This window comes from Prevotellamassilia timonensis (assembly GCF_900106785.1).
Taxonomy (GTDB): Bacteria; Bacteroidota; Bacteroidia; order Bacteroidales; family Bacteroidaceae; genus Alloprevotella; species Alloprevotella timonensis.
This window is the reverse complement of sequence record NZ_LT629844.1, coordinates 377,692-393,885: the sequence shown is the minus strand read 5'-3', so window position 1 is coordinate 393,885 and position 16,194 is coordinate 377,692. Positions and strand designations below refer to the sequence as shown.

The window sequence follows — 16,194 nt, the reverse complement described above, 5'->3', positions numbered from 1 at the left end:
CTCCGTAATCAGAAACCTGGTTATGGAGGGCGACCTCGTTATGTGTAACGATAAATAAAATTACGACAATGATTGGACAGACAACAAATCAGGCAAACAATCCACCAAAGGATGGCACTATCCTACCGCCAACGATAGACGTGGATAAACACGAGTTGACAGAACAAGAACTGGCAGATATGACACCAATGAGACTTGCCGAGCGCATTCAACAAATGGAAGAAGCATTCAAGCTGCTTGGACCAGTGGAGGATGTGCTGAACCGCATCAAGTGCTTGGAGAAATGGCTCTTTGCAGGAAAAGACGTGCTCACCCTTGACGAGGCAAGCGTATTCCTTGACGCTTCAAAGAGTCAGCTTTACAAACTGACACGTACCTTTGCCATTCCCCATTACAAGCCAAACGGCAAGACCATCTATTTCAGCAAGGAAGAACTGGTGGAATGGATCAAGAAGCACCCTGTGAAAACAAAAGACGTGTATGAGCAGGATGCCATACGCTATGTGATGAACAAACCCTTGAAGAGCAGATGACGATGGAAGACATGAACGACATGAGCCTCTTTGAAGGCGCAGCGGACAATGCTGATTTGTTGGAAAAGTTGCTGAAGGCATCGCTTATCCATGCGGATGAGACCTACCAGACACCGCCACAGATAATATGGGTGGACAACTCGACCATAGCCACGCTTGGCAACTTCAGTGCCTCCACAGGCAAGGCGAAGAGCCGAAAGACGTTCAACGTGTCCGCTTTGGTTGCTGCCTCGCTTGCTAACGGAAAGGTGCTGCAATATACGGCAAAACTACCCGATGACAAGCGTAAGATACTCTACGTTGATACGGAGCAGAGCCGTTTCCACTGTCACAGCGTGATGCAGCGCATCCTCCGGCTTGCAGGATTGCCCGACAACATGAACAGTGAGAACCTTGTGTTCTTCGGACTGCGAGAGTACAGTCCCAACCTCAGACTGCGACTGATAGAATATGCCTTGCAGACGCAAAAGGGCTTTGGCTTGGTCATCATTGACGGCATAAGGGACTTGATGCTCGACATCAACAATCCGAGCGAGTCCGTCCATATCATCAACAAACTGATGCAGTGGTCAAGCCGCTATGACCTGCACATCCATTGCGTCTTGCACCTGAATAAGGGTGATGACAATGTAAGAGGTCACATTGGCACGGAACTCAGCAACAAGGCAGAGACGGTACTGGTGATAAGTAAGAGCAATTCGATGGCGAATGTGAGTGAAGTGAAACCGCTCAACATCCGAGACAAGGACTTTGTCCCTTTTGCGTTTCAAATAAATAAGGAGGGATTGCCAGAGATTGCCAAAGACTATGTGGTTGACTCTACCACAGCCAAACAGCCTAAGATGACAATAGCCGACATTACCGATGAGCAGCATGACAAGGCACTTGGAATGGCTTTCGGCAAGAAAGTGGTGTCAGGTTATGAGAATGTGATAAACGCATTGACGAAAGGATATACAACTATTGGTTTTGCCAGAGGTAGAACAGTGATGTCAAAGTTGCTGACCTTCCTATTGAAGAGCAAACTGGTGGTGAAGTGTGGCAATAACGAGTATTGCAGAATGAAGGATTATCCTTCGCTTCCGCTGCTTGAAGAGCAGGAGGTGAAGAAGTGAGGATGAAGCGAAAATCACTTCAAAAACCACTTCATTCACCTCGGTGTATATATAATAGTAGAACGGACGGATTTTGTGAAGTGGCATCATATTTAACTACAAAATGACTTCACAAAACCGTTCATTCACTCTGGTGTATATATAATAAGCGCACGAATGAACAAAAAATGAATGAAAGATGAACATACAACAAGCAAAGGAAATCAAACTCACGGACTATCTGAGCGCATTGGGACATCAGCCCAAACGATGCAGCAAGTCCACATCTTATTATCTGTCGCCATTGCATGCGGAGACAAAGCCATCGTTCAAGGTGAACTTCAGCCGAAACCAATGGTATGACTTTGCTCTTGGCAAGGGTGGCAACATCATTGCTCTTGCCCAACTTCTCTACAATACGGATGATGTGGGTGCTGCATTGCAGCATATAACAGCGGACATGAACAACCCAAAGTCCACAAAGGCAAAACCTCCCATACCGACACAAGTAGAGACAAACAAAATGGACAAGGTACATATCCAAGACTTGTCCTACCCTGTGCTTATGTCGTATCTGCGTTCACGCCATGTGGATGCGGACATGGGTAAACGCTATTGCAAGGAGATCTGGTACACGTTTAAGGGCAAGCGGTATTTTGGCATAGCCTTTCCAAATAACCGGGATGGGTATGAACTGCGTAACCCATATTATAAAGGTTGTTTGGGCGAGAAAGACATATCCTTGATACATTCACAGCAAGTTGGAGTGCAGGACAGATGCTGCATCTTCGAGGGGTTTATGGACTTTCTTTCGTACAAGACTTTGGAAAAGCGAGGCGACAATGTGATTTGCATACAAGAGCCATGTGATTATATTTTACTGAACTCCATCAGTAGCCTTGGGAAATGCATGGAACGATTGGCGTGTTACACTGCTATCCATTGTTATCTTGATAATGACCAAGCAGGAACGGTGGCTGCCCATACAATCATGGACTGTTATCAAAACAGGGCAATCAACGAATCCATAAGATATGCAGAATACAAGGATGTCAATGATTATCTTATCGGCAGAAAATCCATTATTCCGCATAAAGAGGATGTATAAAACGATAATTTTCTACGGAGAAAGTCAATATTCTCCGTAGAAAACTATATTTTGCGTGATTTTTGCGTAGATTTCCGTACAAACATACTACATTTTTGAAAATATGTAGTAACTTTGTACAGAATTAAAGATGCAAATCATGGAAAAGCGTATGACAAATCCAAAATCTGAAGGCTATATCTCTGCAAAAGATATGGCAGGAAGAGCTGCATACTATAAAGTATTGCAAGCCGCCAAGAATGGCGAACTCACCAGAATAAAAAGAGGTGTGTATGCAACCGATGACCATTTGGCAAGTCAAATGCTTGATGTGGAAAAGGTTGTTCCTGGTGGTGTGTTGTGTCTGTATTCCGCTTGGTCACATTATCAGTTGACTACACAGGTACCACAAGAATATTGTCTTGCAATAAAAAGAGGCCGAAAAATCACCCTTCCAGATTATCCCCCAATTACACTATACCATTGGAGTGATACCGCCTTTAACCTTGGAATTACGAATACAGAGATTGAGGGTTTCAAGGTGAGGATATATGACGTGGAGAAATGTGTCTGTGATGCAGTAAAGTATAGAAACAAAATCGGCATAGATGTCTGTACGGAGATTATAAAGGAATATCTGAAACGCAGAGATCGTAATGTCAGCAAACTGATGAAATATGCCTCACAACTGAGAGTTGCCAAAACATTGGGAACATATCTACAAATGGAACTATAAAATAATAAATATGACAACGAAGAATTATGCTCGCTCGGTAAGAGCGAAACTGCTTAATATATCGAAAGAAGAGAATGTCTTCTACCAATCGATATTGACACGATACTTTCAGGAGCGTCTGTTGTACCGTCTGTCGGTAAGTCCATACAAAGAACGCTTTATATTGAAAGGTGGTGCATTACTGTATGCCCATGAGCATTTGAAAGCAAGACCAACATTGGACATAGATTTCCTTGGTCAACAGATTAGCCGTGAGTTGGACAATATCAAGGAGACATTCAGAAATTTATGCGACATAGAATGTCCGGAAGACGGAGTTGTCTTTGAAAAGGACAGCATTAGCGTAGAAGAAATCACTCTCAAAAAAGAATATAATGGTGTGCGAGTGCATGTCAAGGTAGGACTTGACACGGCAAGCCAAGTTATTTCCATGGATGTAGGCTTTGGCGACATCATAACTCCTGCACCCGTTGACCTTTCTTATCCGGTGTTGCTGGACACATTACCAGAAGTTGACATCTTGGCTTACTCTTTAGAGACCGTGGTGGCTGAAAAGTATCAGGCAATGATAGACCATGCGACAGAGAACAGCCGCATGAAAGACTTCTTTGATGTGTACAGAATACTAAAAGCAGGAAATATTGACTTGGACACATTGCAAGAAGCCATCACAGCCACGTTTGAGAATAGAGGCACCGCCATCTCTACGGAATATAGCCTTTTCGAGGATTCTTTTGCGACAGATGCCAAACGAAATATTATGTGGAATAGTTATTTGAAGAAAATCAAATTCAAGGAGCCACTAACCTTCCAAGAAGTTTGGACATATATCACACAGGAACTGAAACAATACATGGAAAAATAACAGTTCACCAAGAATTTGCCAAGCTCTCCGTTTCGGAGGGCTTTTTTTATGCCCTTTTCATAAGCAAAGATTATAAGGATGTAAACGATTGTCTAATAGGGAGAAAGAAAGCATGAGGGAAGCAAAAGTGGAATATGACGATATAGCGGATATACACTGGTGGATGGTGGATCATATTCACTATCTGCCAGCCATGATATATGCTGTATTGTTGATAGATATAGTATCAATCGTTGTCATCATCAAACATAGCAAGGGGCTGGAGCAAGACGAGGTATTGGAACGATTGAAGATAGGATGCAGTGTGGCAGTGTTCCTGCTTGGGATGCTGTTGGTGTATTATATAGCATATCTGTTTTGGTAAGGTGATATGGGAAAGTTTGAAAAACGATAGTTTTCTACGGAGAATATTCATTTTCTCCGCAGAAAACTGTTGTATTGAATTTGGATGTTCAGAAGCAATGAAGCAGGAATCCCCATAACTGATTCTATCTGTAAAGCCATTTCTGTGGATAGTTGTCTTTTCCCAGAAATTGTTTCATTTAAAGCTATCAATTCGATATTAGCTTTTTCTGACAATTGCTCTACAGACAGTCCCGACGCAACAAGCTCGTCGTTTATCAGTTCTCCAACATGAGTGGGCACATAGGGAATGGCGTTTGAAAAATCATATGTAGCCATAATAAAGTACGATCATTAATTATCAACTCTAATATCATTATGAATATTGATATCGTTGTGTACATATCCTCTTTGTTCTAGTAAATCGAGACATTCGGTATATATAGTGCCACGATGTCTAGGGTCTTTTATTGTCACAACGACAACAACGTCTTGCGAAAGTACTTCTCCGTCTCTCTCCAAAGCTTGTACAGCTGCATCACGGTAGAGTCCAGTGAGTTTCAGTGCCCATTTTCTGTTTTCTCCCAATGCCTTTCTCCTGTTAGTGTCAGTCATCTTGGAAAGATCAACATAATACTTCTTGATAGGTTGATATTTATCTCCCTGTTCAATCAGCATACGTTCTTCTGCGAACTCCTTTTTGAAAGCTTTTGAGCTATAAATCGATGCATTGAGTACATTAACGGCATCTTTTGATGTTCTTGACTCATTGCGCATCATACCTTCGCCCAATTGAACATGTTCAACATGGTCATAAGTTTCCAATAGAACATCCACTTGACTTTGGCAATACTCACAACCTTGCCCCGCATTAATTACAGGATTCACAGCCATTGACAATGTAATTTCACCGATGAAATAACCGTTTTCAACCAAACTTTGTGGGTATGGAAAATCCAAAGAAACAATATTTGTTCCTTTCTGTAAAGTCTGATGAAAAACCATAGTGCACTCATCAGCATCGTTGTTAAGCATATCTGTAATAACAGATGGCAAACCGAACCCCATTTCCCTGCGAAGTTCTTCTGGCGTTTTCGATAAACCTACAGGGTAATCAGAGTTGTGAACAAGCAATGCTTTCAAAAGCAAGGGATTGCATTCACCTCCAATCATCTGATTAAGATTAGCAGCCAAAGCTGTAATTCGCGGAGTAGAAAAACTAGTTCCACTCCAGCGGCAAAACTGTCTTCCCCATTCTGAAAACAGGGACAGATGTGTATCCATATTGCCGCCATAGTGCACCAAATCTGGCTTTACTGCATTTTCAACACCAGGACCAATGCGAGAAAAAGGACTTCTGTCATTTTCTTTAGCATCATTATTGGTAGTTTTCTTATGAGCTATAGATCCTACAACGAGACTAAGCAAAGAATCGGCGCCATCAGTAATTCTTTGATTTTCTGCTCTTGGATCAACATTACCTGCAGATTTGCAAATCAAGATTCTGTTGTCTTTCTGCAAGCTGTCCAATGCGATGCCCAAGTCGGAATATCTGTCATTATCTATCGTTTTTGTTGTACCTTGCGAGAGATTCCAGATTTTTATATCTGGATGTTTAGCGATAGCATTTTGAATGTTGGCTACCAACTCGTTTTCGTATATTTGGGTTCTGTCTGTATTGACAATACAACTCTTTATTTTACAAGGTCCACATTTCGTCAAATCTTTATTTTCAAGAAAATCACCATAGTTGATGACACTTGCAACAGCAGTTCCATGACTTCTGTTTATGTCTTCATCTTCCAAATCAGCGATATTATCTTCATCATCAATCATCCAAGGACGCAGGTAATCATTATCGCCAACACCAGAATCCAACAAGCCTACCACAGGATATGTTGCGCCTTCCAATGGTGTCATCACTTCGATGCTGGAGTTGTCTTCGTCTGGGGCAGTTTCAAATTCTATTGTAGGCATTTTTCTAACCGCCAAGACACAATCCATGGATGCAATAGCCTGAAGTGCTTCCTCTGACACATGTTCCAAGGAAAACAAGCGTAAGCTACTAGCATAATTCAGCTCTTCTAATTCAACTCCAAATTCCTTGCATTTTATACTCAAAGCAATACGAGAACGATGATTGTACTCACTATTCAGATAATCAACCAACTGCAGTTTGAGACGGTCATTTTCTTGAATGCTATCATCAACAACAGCCTTGTATCGAGAAATGTTTTCTATTGCAGACAAACCAATCTTTTTGTCTTTCGGCAGATTGGCTGTATTTACCACCTTAAAACCTCGCTCCATTTTCTTCAAATCATTGGCGGTATCAATCTTTACCAAGATTTTACCTACCGATGTGACTCCTAGGACATTTCGTTTAGAGTTTACATCCATCATTTTTCGCACTGCTGGACGATGAGATTTAGCTGTTGCTTTTTTGTTCAGTGTAATCTCTGTAAGCACAGGCATCGTTCTATTTGCATCAGAGAATAATTCTGAGAACAACTCCAATTGATCGTAAACCCTTTCTGCATTAACGGAAATAGCAGTATCATTAACCCACTTTGGTAATTCACTGCCACCACCAGCTTCCGTCAAGAAATTGTCTGTTTCTCCCCTAAAAGATACATTTTGTATAGGATATTCTTTTGCCATAATTCACTATTTTTTAGATAATACATTTCTGACCAATCTTGCACTAATATTTAGTTTTTGTACAATCTTGGCTTGACTAACTCCGTTTGTGTTAAGGAACATGATGAGTTTATCTTGTGCTTCGTCTTTTCCTTCGAACTCAAAGATAGTAACAAGTAAGTCCTCATATTCAATAGCTTTGCTTCCATTGATAACGCCCTTCACTTTTAGTTTGTTAAATATCGTAGAGATGTCAGAGGGAGACATTTTTTTTGTTAAGTCACAAACCGTTTTCATCTTTTGTCCATCCTCTACAAAAGGACAATTGAACCCAGATGTTAAGTCCAAAATTATTTTTTTTCTTGCTTCGTCATCAGGCATTCCGACTTCAATTTTTGTTGTGAAGCGTCTCCAAACGGCCTTGTCTAACAATTCGGGATGGTTTGTTGCTGCAATCAGAACGCAAGAAGTTGGCATGGAGTCAATGTTTTGAAGCAAGCTGTTGATGACACGCTTCAGTTCTCCCAGCTCGTGATTGTCGTCACGTGCCTTGGCTATAGCATCAAATTCGTCAAGAAACAAGATGCATGGCATGCTACTAGCATAGCTGAATATTTTTCTTAAGTTCTTTGCTGTACTACCAAGAAGTGATGAAACAATTCCATCCAATCTTGCTACCACCAATGGTAAATTGGTGTTTTCACTGACATAGTGAGCTATAGAGGTCTTACCACAACCAGGTGCTCCGTAAAGAAGCATGGACTTAGGCATATTAACCCCTGCCTGTTCCAGTTCGTCACTGTGCCTCACCAACTCAATGAATTCACCTACTTGCCTTCCGACATTATCAGAAAGGACAATATTGGTACGTGTTGAGTCTTCGGGAATTACTTCTACTATTTGCAATTTGCTGTCCGAATCTAAAGGTAACATACGCATGGCATCAGCTGTTGCAGAACTTCTTGTGTTAGAGTTTTGAATTTGCTCTTTGATGCAACGAGCCAATTGAATGTCGCCCTCGGCTTCAAGACGAGTAGCTAAACGATTGGAGTAACTTATGATTTTTCTCCTATCGTTATTCAATCCTCCTTCTATAATTCTTAATATATCTGATGACATATGGCTTGTTATACATGTTATTATTATTTTTTGAATACAAAAGTAATAAAATAAAATCCAATGCGGCAAACATATTGAAACATTAACTCATTTTTAACACTAAACGTACATAAAATCAAAATATCTGTACGAATACCTCTGTTTTATGTTATATTACGTATTAAACAAGTACATATTACAAGATTTAAACAGATAAGGTATTCTATACTTAAAAACATCCGTCTAAGTATAAGGAAGAAATATGCGAAAACTAACAGAAGAAGCTGATTAAAGTATGATTGAGAGTATGATATATGATTATAATTTGAATATATCTTAAACTTTGATGGTCATACTTTACAAAATTCTTTTATGTCGGATTTTACTCTTTACTTTGCACTCGCAACTGGCACTTTTGCCACTGCATAGAGTATAAATCATCAATAAAACAAAGTATTATATGAGTCCATTTTTGATATTCGCCATCAGCCTTACCATTGCATACGCTATTTACTATGCGGTGATGATAACAAGAGACCTGTATGGTAAGAAGGAAGAAGCCAAAAGCAATGAGGAAGTGTTTGACATCAGCAACATAACGGAAAAGGAAGCTGCTGTAGCCATCAACGAAAGCGATGGTGGCTTTAGCGTTGCCGACAAGCAATACGACACGAGTTTCCAAGACGGCACATCATACGATGAGGGCTATGGCATGGGAACAGAGAACAACGGAATGAGTGGTTATTCTCCAGAAACGGATTCTTCCGGCAGAGAAGATGATGTTGATGAAGACGAAGGAAATAATGTCAACCAACAGAAGCCGAAGAACGCAGCCGAGTCGTTGCAGGAAAAGATGGATGGGCAGATGGAGTCCACTTCTCCCATATGGATAGACGGACTATGGCAGGACGACTTCACGGAGAGCCTATTGAAACAAGGCGAGACAAAGCCAGGACAACCAAACATCAAAACAATACCAATCAAGGATGAAATTTAGCCATATCATAAAGAATGTAGTAAGTTCCTTTGTCTTTGCGCTGCTCCCCCTGTCTGCATCAGCCAAATGCGGTAATGTGGACTATAGCTGGGGAGCAGACGCACTGGCAGGAATGCACGATTATGTGGTGACGATGATGCTGTATGTGCTGTATCTGACATACGCTGTCGCTGCCGTGATGGTGATTATATCCGCTTTGCAGATATATATCAAGATGAACACCGGGGAAGATGGAGTCACCAAGTCCATACTGACGCTGATAGGAGCCTGTCTGTTTATGATAGGTGCATCCATCCTGTTCCCGGCATTCTTTGGCTACCAGATTTAAGACTCAACTGCAGAAGAGTATATCATGTGAAAGCGACAACACTTTTCTATATAATTATAATAAGGTGTTGCCAAACGAATCATTAACAAGTAAAACAAGAAAGAATGTTTAAGAAAACAACGAACTATTTGAAGAAGACCGCCAAGAGCGTTCTCTCTTCAGGACGCTTGAAGACATTGGCATTGATGCTCCTTGTGGGCGGTGGCATTGCCATGGCGCAAAACTCGGCAGGTGACTACACGGCAGGTACCACCGCACTTACAACAGTGACGGAGGAAATTGCCAAGTATGTGCCTATCGTGGTCAAACTCTGCTATGCCATTGCAGGTGTTGTAGCCGTAGTGGGTGCTATCAGCGTTTACATCGCCATGAACAACGAGGAGCAGGATGTCAAGAAAAAGATCATGATGATTGTAGGAGCATGTATCTTCCTCGTGGCAGCAGCACAGGCATTGCCATTGTTCTTCGGTGTGACCAACTAACGAGTGAGAGTTATTCCGTGCATATTCAGTAAGTGAGAAACGACGTGAAGAATGGCAAGAGAAGAGCAGGAAATCCGCTACCCCGATTACCCACTGTTCAAGGGACTCCAGAAGCCCCTTGAATTCATGGGAATACAAGGGCGGTATATCTATTGGGCAGCAGCCACGGCAGGAGGAGCCATCATCGGCTTCATTGCCGCCTACTGTCTGATGGGTATCATTGCAGGACTGATCGTGCTGGTCGTGGCAATCACTACGGGTACAGGTCTCATCATGTTCAAGCAACGGAAGGGACTGCATACCAAGAAGAACGACCAAGGAGTGTTTATCTATGCCTACAGCAAGCGCATATAAAAATGTGAAACAAAAAAGTATCGACATGACCAAGATGTGGATGACAAGTAGAAAGTGAACGACTGGTAGGCTCATTCTCCCCCAAGGGTGTGGGTCTACCATTATTTGTTTCAGCAGAAAACATTGCATCTTCGCTACTAAATTACAGTTGTGAGCATGAAAGGAAAGAATATTATAATAACGGCATTGGCAGTGACATTGCTGGCCGCTTGCAAGGATAAGACCTACAAGCCACCCACATTGGATGCCATGAGGAGTGCAGATAAAGCAAGAGCTGCTTGGGCGAGAGATGCAGAAGAACATCCTGCAACCGTGGAAACACCAACAAGCAGGATGGATTCCACTGCAAAAGATAGTGTATCAACCCTTTATGACGAAGAAAGCTCCAATACCTCTTATCAAGAGCATGACACCAAATCATCCAGTATGAGGGGAAATCATCAATCATCCGAAGAAACAGAAGAATAAACGAGTATGGTACTATATGTAATCTTATTTTTCGTGGCAACCTGCATTGGCATGGCCATATCGGTCTATGCCTTTGGTACTGGTGGCAAGCGGAAGAAAATCTTTCAGGACATCTACTTCTCCGTAGAAGACACGGATGGTATCGGTGTGCTCTATACCAAGACAGGAGAATATTCTGCCATTCTGAAAATGGAGAATCCTGTGCAGAAGTATTCTGCCAATATAGACAGCTATTATGAGTTCACCAATCTGTTTGCTGCCATCGCACAGACTCTGGGTGAAGGCTATGCCCTGCACAAGCAGGACATTTTTACCAGAAAACAGTTCAAGGATGAGAGTGACAAAGGCCATGAGTTCCTGTCAGGATCCTACTTCCGCTATTTCAACGGAAGAGAATATACGGACAGCATGACCTATCTGACTATTACGCAGGAAAACAAGAAAAGCCGTCTGATGTCTTTCGACAACAAGAAATGGCGAGATTTCTTAGTGAAAATCAGAAAGGTGCAAGACCAGCTGAAGGATGCCGGTATCAAGTCAGAGTTTCTGAACAAACAAGAAGCAAGTCTGTATGTTGACCGTTTCTTTGCCATGAACTTCCGGGACAAGATGGTGAGCATGACAGGATTCAAGGTGGATGACGAGATGATAGGTATGGGTGACAGACGCTGTAAGGTATATAGTCTTGTAGATGTGGATTGCGCCAACTTGCCGACACAAATACGACCATTCACCAATATCGAGGTGAACAACACCAGCATGCCAGTGGATCTGGTAGCCTTGGTGGACAGCATACCAGGAGTGGAGAGTGTGGTGTATAACCAAATCATCTTTGTGCCGAATCAGAAGCGTGAGCTTGCCCTGCTCGACAAAAAGAAGAACCGCCATGCCAGCATGCCGAACCCAAGCAATCTGATAGCCGTAGAGGACATCAAGCGAGTGCAGGAGGTGATAGCGAGAGAAAACAAGCAGCTGGTATATACCCACTATAATCTGATCGTGACGGTGAAGCCAGATACGGACATACAGAAGTGTACCAACCATCTGGAGAATGCCTTTGGCAGGATGGGCATCCATATCTCGAAACGAGCCTATAACCAGTTGGAACTGTTCGTCAACTCATTCCCCGGCAACTGCTATGGGATGAATGACGACTATGACAGATTTATGACGTTGGGCGATGCTGCCACCTGCCTGATGTACAAAGAAAAGATTGTGCATAGCGAGGACACACCCTTCAAGGTCTATTATACCGACCGCCAAGGAGTGCCAGTAGCCATCGACATATCAGGAAAAGAAGGGCGAAACAAACTGACCGACAACAGCAACTTCTTTGTCCTCGGTCCTTCGGGAAGCGGCAAGAGCTTTTATGTCAACTCGATGGTGCGCCAAGCCCATGAGCAGGACACCGACATCGTGCTGGTAGATACAGGAAACTCATATGAGGGACTATGTGAATACTTTGGAGGCAAATACATATCCTACACAGAAGAACATCCTATCACGATGAACCCTTTCAAAATCAAGAGAGAGGAATGGAACATCGAGAAGTTGGGATTCCTGAAGAACCTGGTGATGCTGATATGGAAAGGAAGTCAAGGCACAGTGATCAAGACCGAAGACAGACTGATAGAACAAGTCATCAACGAGTATTACGATGCCTATTTCACCACCAAGAGAGTGAGCTACCTCTGTTTCAACACTTTCTATGAGTTCAGTACTGAGCGACTGCCGAAGATATGCGAGGAGAACGGTCTGCATGGCATAGACCTGTCATCCTACAACTATCTGTTGAAGGACTTCTATAAAGGAGGCAGCCACGATGTGACACTGAATGAGAATATGGACAGCAGTCTGTTTGATGAGACCTTCATCGTCTTCGAAATCGACAGTATCAAGGATGATCCACTGCTTTTTCCACTGGTGACGCTCATCATCATGGACGTGTTCCTGCAGAAGATGCGCATCAAAAAGAACCGAAAGATGCTCATCATCGAGGAGGCATGGAAAGCCATCGCCTCGCCCATGATGGCGGAATACATAAAATATCTGTATAAGACCGCCAGAAAATTCTGGGCAAGCGTGGGTGTGGTGACACAGGAGATACAGGACATCATCGGAAGTGAGATAGTTAAGGAAGCCATCATCAACAACTCTGATGTGGTGATGCTGCTCGACCAAAGCAAGTTCAAGGAACGCTTTGACACCATCAAGGCTATACTCGGTTTGACCGATGTGGACTGCAAGAAAATCTTCACCATTAACCGTTTGGAGAATAAGGAAGGACGCAGTTTCTTCCGTGAGGTCTTTATCAGGCGAGGACAGACCAGTAATGTGTATGGTGTGGAAGAACCGCATGAGTGCTATATGACCTACACCACGGAACGAGCGGAGAAGGAAGCATTAAAGCTATACAAGCGAGAGTTGAAATGCAACCACCAACAAGCTATCGAAGCCTATTGCAGGGATTGGGATGCAAGTGGTATCAGCAAGAGCCTCGCTTTTGCTCAAAAGGTAAATCAGGCAGGGAAAGTACTGAATTTAGGGAACAAAAATAAAAAGTAATCAAAGATGAAACGACTTCTATCCATCATAATGCTGATAGTCTGTGTGTTGGCAAAGGCTGACGCACAGTACTACAGCGTGAACTATGACAAGCAGACGGTGGCTGCTATGGCAGCTGCATACGGAACGGAAGCCGTGGCAGAGGCATACTATAACGAGCAGGTGCAGAACATCTTGAAGCACTATAATGCAGCAGAAGTGGCTAGTGCCGGTATCTACACCTCCAAGTTTCTGGAGCGCAAGGCAATGACGGAGTTGGGCATCTGGAACAGTAGCACAGAGAACTACTATTACCGCCGTATCTACAACATGGTGTCGGGCAAAATCATGCCGAAGATATGGACGGTGGCAGGAATGATGCTGAAAAGTCCACAGACTGCCCTGTATTGGGGAACCTATCTGATGAAGATATGTGACGACACCAAGAACCTGTGCATGCAGTTTGAGAGTGTGGTAACAAACAGCACCCTCACATTCTCGGACATCGCCTTTCTACAAATCAACCAGGAGATAGCTGCCATACTGAAACTTTCAGAGATTGGCAACGTGGATTGGAAGAAGATATTGGACGATTTGTCGAAGGTGCCAGGCAATTTTACGGTGGACAATCTGAAATCCGACATCGACAATCTGTATAAGGCAGGAGCCAACCTTGCAGGAGCAGGAATGAACAATATCGGGAATACCCTGTTGCAGAGCAGCCAGTTCAATGACCTCTTCCAAGGCAAGCTCGGTGCAGCCATCGATATTGTGGATAACTATTCCTCGCTGTTCAAAAGTCTCGACAAGAGCGTAGGCAACACCCTCTTGGGCATGATTGGAGGCAAGGAAAACGTGGCAGGACTTTTCTCTCTTGCCAACTATAACCTCACCTCATGGATGACGGACTATCTGGATGAGACGGCAGGAAACTACTACACGCAAAGATGGTATATCGCCCGACGAGACCAAGGACGAGAAAAACTGTGCGACTATGTACCGCCCACCGATGACAACAGCATCTTGAAAGGCGACCACTGGTACAGAATCAACACCAAGGATGCCAACTTCTATCCCAACAATAGCCAAAAGGAATCCATCCTGCAAAACTCGGAGAATCATGCCGGATGGTCAAGAACAAGGGTGCAACAGCTCAACAACCAGAATGATGGCTTTACCTACAGTATCAGCTATTGGTTGAACAGCTACATCATCAGTAGCAAGAAAAAAGGACAGAAACAGAAGGCATACGCCTACGAGATACAGGTGGACAAGAGTTGGAACAGGACAGAAGAAGTGTATGAGGCAGTCTTTGACTCCTATTCGATGGACTTGAACACCTTCAAGGCACAACTGCAAGCCCGGTTGAGCGAATGGAATGACAACGAGGAAGGCTATACCTATTATATAGGCAGTGATGCACGCAACTACTATCAGGCAACCGATGCCGCCAAACTGAAGGGATGCGAGAGCGTGACCATCAGTGTGACATGCAGCGACGGTGTGCAGTTGGGGCAAGGCACCACACAATACAAATGCAAGAGTTGTGGCGGTTCGCTGAATGACCACAGCAAGAAATGCGCCATGACAACATCTGTGACAGAGAACAACCTTGACCTCTCGGACTTGTATAAACAAGAGCAGGAAGCCAATGCCAAGATAGCCTCTCTGCAATCTCAAATCAGTCAGTTGGAAGCCGAGAACAAGTCACTTGTCAAGCAAATCGCCAATGCAAGTGTGGAAGATGCAGCCAAGTATCGGGAGCAATACAACAAGAACATGGCTTCCATCGAACAACTGAACAAAGAACTTGCCACATGGCAACAGAAACAAAGGAAAATAGAGGAAGCCAAGGCAGAGGCAGGAAAGGACAATGACGTGGCGACGGATGACTACTATCGCATACCAGCCATTATGAACGACTGCAAGAGTGCCTATAACCTGACTTGGCAAGAGGAAGGAACATGGAGCGGCTATGCTTACATCAGAAAAGCCACTATGCCCAACATCAACGGCATCATTACCTTCAAGGCAACATTGAAGATAGCCCGAAAGCCGAAATACTTCCTCGGCATCAAGATACACAGAGCTATTCTGCAGATTAGTTGGGAGCTGACATCGGAATACACCAACACCTCGGTAGTGGATGTGATAACGCTTGACCCAAGCAAGACCGAGCAGGAAAAGGCGGACGAGGTGAACAAGCGCATATCGGAAATAGCACAGGAATATCCATCGTGCAAGATAACCACCGAATATGCCAAGAGCGCACCTGCAGATGACAACAGCACGGATGATACCTATCATCTGCTATGGTCGAGTGACAGGTTAGAGATAGCTAGGGAGGTGGACAGCAGAATCACCAAGATATACGCAGACTTGGTATCGTTGGAGAAGATGATGCACTACAAACGCAACATCATCGACGTGCTGATGGACATCGCTCCACATATCAATGCTGACGAAGGACGACGATTGAGTCTTGTGGAAAAATGCAAGAAACGTTGGTTAAGAAAAGCTGCCGACACCAAACACTCAGATGACTATCATGGCAAGTTTAATGATGAAGACAATGAAAATGAGAAATAGAAAAGAATACAAGGCTGATGCAGCGGAGAGGGTTGCA

16 protein-coding genes are annotated in these 16,194 nt (G+C 43.4%); 13 read left to right on the top strand and 3 right to left on the bottom strand.

Features of this window, described 5'->3' with window-relative positions; genetic code table 11:
- Positions 1–68 precede the first annotated feature (68 nt).
- The 6 genes from BQ5453_RS07210 (at position 69) to BQ5453_RS07185 (ending at position 4,679) form a co-directional block, all read left to right on the top strand.
- Positions 69–533 (top strand): helix-turn-helix domain-containing protein, encoded by a 465-nt coding sequence (locus tag BQ5453_RS07210; protein WP_394365346.1) that lies wholly within the window; start codon positions 69–71, stop codon positions 531–533.
- A 2-nt stretch (positions 534–535) separates the two neighbouring features.
- Positions 536–1,648, top strand: a complete 1,113-nt coding sequence (locus BQ5453_RS07205; protein WP_071122664.1) for an AAA family ATPase — start codon at positions 536–538, stop codon at positions 1,646–1,648.
- Positions 1,649–1,826: 178 nt separating this feature from the next.
- Positions 1,827–2,735: a toprim domain-containing protein gene (locus BQ5453_RS07200; RefSeq protein WP_022328236.1), complete on the top strand. Its 909-nt coding sequence runs from the start codon at positions 1,827–1,829 to the stop codon at positions 2,733–2,735.
- Positions 2,736–2,865: 130 nt separating this feature from the next.
- The gene (locus BQ5453_RS07195) at positions 2,866–3,450 is read left to right on the top strand and encodes a type IV toxin-antitoxin system AbiEi family antitoxin domain-containing protein (protein WP_010537134.1); all 585 of its coding nucleotides are present in this window, start codon (positions 2,866–2,868) and stop codon (positions 3,448–3,450) included.
- Positions 3,451–3,460: 10 nt separating this feature from the next.
- Positions 3,461–4,315 carry a nucleotidyl transferase AbiEii/AbiGii toxin family protein gene (locus BQ5453_RS07190; protein WP_022328238.1) on the top strand — a complete coding sequence of 285 codons (855 nt, stop codon included), beginning with the start codon at positions 3,461–3,463 and terminating at the stop codon, positions 4,313–4,315.
- Positions 4,316–4,427: 112 nt separating this feature from the next.
- A complete protein-coding gene (locus BQ5453_RS07185) occupies positions 4,428–4,679 on the top strand; it encodes a hypothetical protein (protein WP_071122663.1) in 252 nt (83 codons plus the stop codon).
- Between the two features lie 47 nt (positions 4,680–4,726).
- On the opposite strand, the gene BQ5453_RS07180 is transcribed toward BQ5453_RS07185, so the two are convergent.
- Genes BQ5453_RS07180 through BQ5453_RS07170 form a run of 3 tightly spaced genes read right to left on the bottom strand, consistent with a single transcriptional unit; the run spans position 4,727 to position 8,416 of the window.
- Positions 4,727–4,996 carry a helix-turn-helix transcriptional regulator gene (locus BQ5453_RS07180; protein WP_071122662.1) on the bottom strand — a complete coding sequence of 90 codons (270 nt, stop codon included), beginning with the start codon at positions 4,994–4,996 and terminating at the stop codon, positions 4,727–4,729.
- 15 nt (positions 4,997–5,011) lie between these two features.
- On the bottom strand, positions 5,012–7,318 hold the full coding sequence (locus BQ5453_RS07175) for a S8 family peptidase (protein WP_071122661.1): 2,307 nt from the start codon (positions 7,316–7,318) through the stop codon (positions 5,012–5,014).
- Positions 7,319–7,324: 6 nt separating this feature from the next.
- Positions 7,325–8,416, bottom strand: coding sequence for an AAA family ATPase (locus BQ5453_RS07170; protein ID WP_071122660.1), 1,092 nt, complete (start codon positions 8,414–8,416; stop codon positions 7,325–7,327).
- Between the two features lie 439 nt (positions 8,417–8,855).
- Between BQ5453_RS07170 and BQ5453_RS07165 the strand changes: the two genes are divergently transcribed.
- From BQ5453_RS07165 to BQ5453_RS07135, 7 genes are all read left to right on the top strand, one after another.
- Complete coding sequence (locus BQ5453_RS07165) at positions 8,856–9,392, top strand: hypothetical protein (protein ID WP_143033329.1); 537 nt, start codon at positions 8,856–8,858, stop codon at positions 9,390–9,392.
- Positions 9,382–9,720 carry a DUF4134 domain-containing protein gene (locus BQ5453_RS07160; protein WP_010537137.1) on the top strand — a complete coding sequence of 113 codons (339 nt, stop codon included), beginning with the start codon at positions 9,382–9,384 and terminating at the stop codon, positions 9,718–9,720. The genes BQ5453_RS07165 and BQ5453_RS07160 overlap by 11 nt, the downstream gene beginning before the upstream one ends.
- Positions 9,721–9,824: 104 nt before the next feature.
- Positions 9,825–10,202: a DUF4134 domain-containing protein gene (locus BQ5453_RS07155; RefSeq protein WP_010537138.1), complete on the top strand. Its 378-nt coding sequence runs from the start codon at positions 9,825–9,827 to the stop codon at positions 10,200–10,202.
- Between the two features lie 51 nt (positions 10,203–10,253).
- Positions 10,254–10,556, top strand: coding sequence for a DUF4133 domain-containing protein (locus BQ5453_RS07150; protein WP_071122658.1), 303 nt, complete (start codon positions 10,254–10,256; stop codon positions 10,554–10,556).
- A gap of 156 nt (positions 10,557–10,712) precedes the next feature.
- Complete coding sequence (locus BQ5453_RS07145) at positions 10,713–11,024, top strand: hypothetical protein (RefSeq protein ID WP_071122657.1); 312 nt, start codon at positions 10,713–10,715, stop codon at positions 11,022–11,024.
- A gap of 6 nt (positions 11,025–11,030) precedes the next feature.
- The gene (locus BQ5453_RS07140; protein ID WP_071122656.1) at positions 11,031–13,589 is read left to right on the top strand and encodes a TraG family conjugative transposon ATPase; all 2,559 of its coding nucleotides are present in this window, start codon (positions 11,031–11,033) and stop codon (positions 13,587–13,589) included.
- A 6-nt stretch (positions 13,590–13,595) separates the two neighbouring features.
- Positions 13,596–16,157, top strand: a complete 2,562-nt coding sequence (locus BQ5453_RS07135; protein WP_228114913.1) for a hypothetical protein — start codon at positions 13,596–13,598, stop codon at positions 16,155–16,157.
- Positions 16,158–16,194 lie beyond the last annotated feature (37 nt).

What these genes read in the sequence shown, in the direction of transcription:
- BQ5453_RS07155 (WP_010537138.1), top strand. Translation starts at nt 9,825, where the DNA reads ATGTTTAAGAAAACAACGAACTATTTGAAGAAGACCGCCAAGAGCGTT.
- BQ5453_RS07160 (WP_010537137.1), top strand. Translation starts at nt 9,382, where the DNA reads ATGAAATTTAGCCATATCATAAAGAATGTAGTAAGTTCCTTTGTCTTT.
- BQ5453_RS07135 (WP_228114913.1), top strand. Translation starts at nt 13,596, where the DNA reads ATGAAACGACTTCTATCCATCATAATGCTGATAGTCTGTGTGTTGGCA.
- BQ5453_RS07205 (WP_071122664.1), top strand. Translation starts at nt 536, where the DNA reads ATGGAAGACATGAACGACATGAGCCTCTTTGAAGGCGCAGCGGACAAT.
- BQ5453_RS07210 (WP_394365346.1), top strand. Translation starts at nt 69, where the DNA reads ATGATTGGACAGACAACAAATCAGGCAAACAATCCACCAAAGGATGGC.
- BQ5453_RS07150 (WP_071122658.1), top strand. Translation starts at nt 10,254, where the DNA reads ATGGCAAGAGAAGAGCAGGAAATCCGCTACCCCGATTACCCACTGTTC.
- BQ5453_RS07200 (WP_022328236.1), top strand. Translation starts at nt 1,827, where the DNA reads ATGAACATACAACAAGCAAAGGAAATCAAACTCACGGACTATCTGAGC.
- BQ5453_RS07190 (WP_022328238.1), top strand. Translation starts at nt 3,461, where the DNA reads ATGACAACGAAGAATTATGCTCGCTCGGTAAGAGCGAAACTGCTTAAT.
- BQ5453_RS07175 (WP_071122661.1), bottom strand. Translation starts at nt 7,318, where the DNA reads ATGGCAAAAGAATATCCTATACAAAATGTATCTTTTAGGGGAGAAACA.
- BQ5453_RS07145 (WP_071122657.1), top strand. Translation starts at nt 10,713, where the DNA reads ATGAAAGGAAAGAATATTATAATAACGGCATTGGCAGTGACATTGCTG.
- BQ5453_RS07140 (WP_071122656.1), top strand. Translation starts at nt 11,031, where the DNA reads ATGGTACTATATGTAATCTTATTTTTCGTGGCAACCTGCATTGGCATG.
- BQ5453_RS07195 (WP_010537134.1), top strand. Translation starts at nt 2,866, where the DNA reads ATGCAAATCATGGAAAAGCGTATGACAAATCCAAAATCTGAAGGCTAT.
- BQ5453_RS07165 (WP_143033329.1), top strand. Translation starts at nt 8,856, where the DNA reads ATGAGTCCATTTTTGATATTCGCCATCAGCCTTACCATTGCATACGCT.
- BQ5453_RS07185 (WP_071122663.1), top strand. Translation starts at nt 4,428, where the DNA reads ATGAGGGAAGCAAAAGTGGAATATGACGATATAGCGGATATACACTGG.
- BQ5453_RS07180 (WP_071122662.1), bottom strand. Translation starts at nt 4,996, where the DNA reads ATGGCTACATATGATTTTTCAAACGCCATTCCCTATGTGCCCACTCAT.
- BQ5453_RS07170 (WP_071122660.1), bottom strand. Translation starts at nt 8,416, where the DNA reads ATGTCATCAGATATATTAAGAATTATAGAAGGAGGATTGAATAACGAT.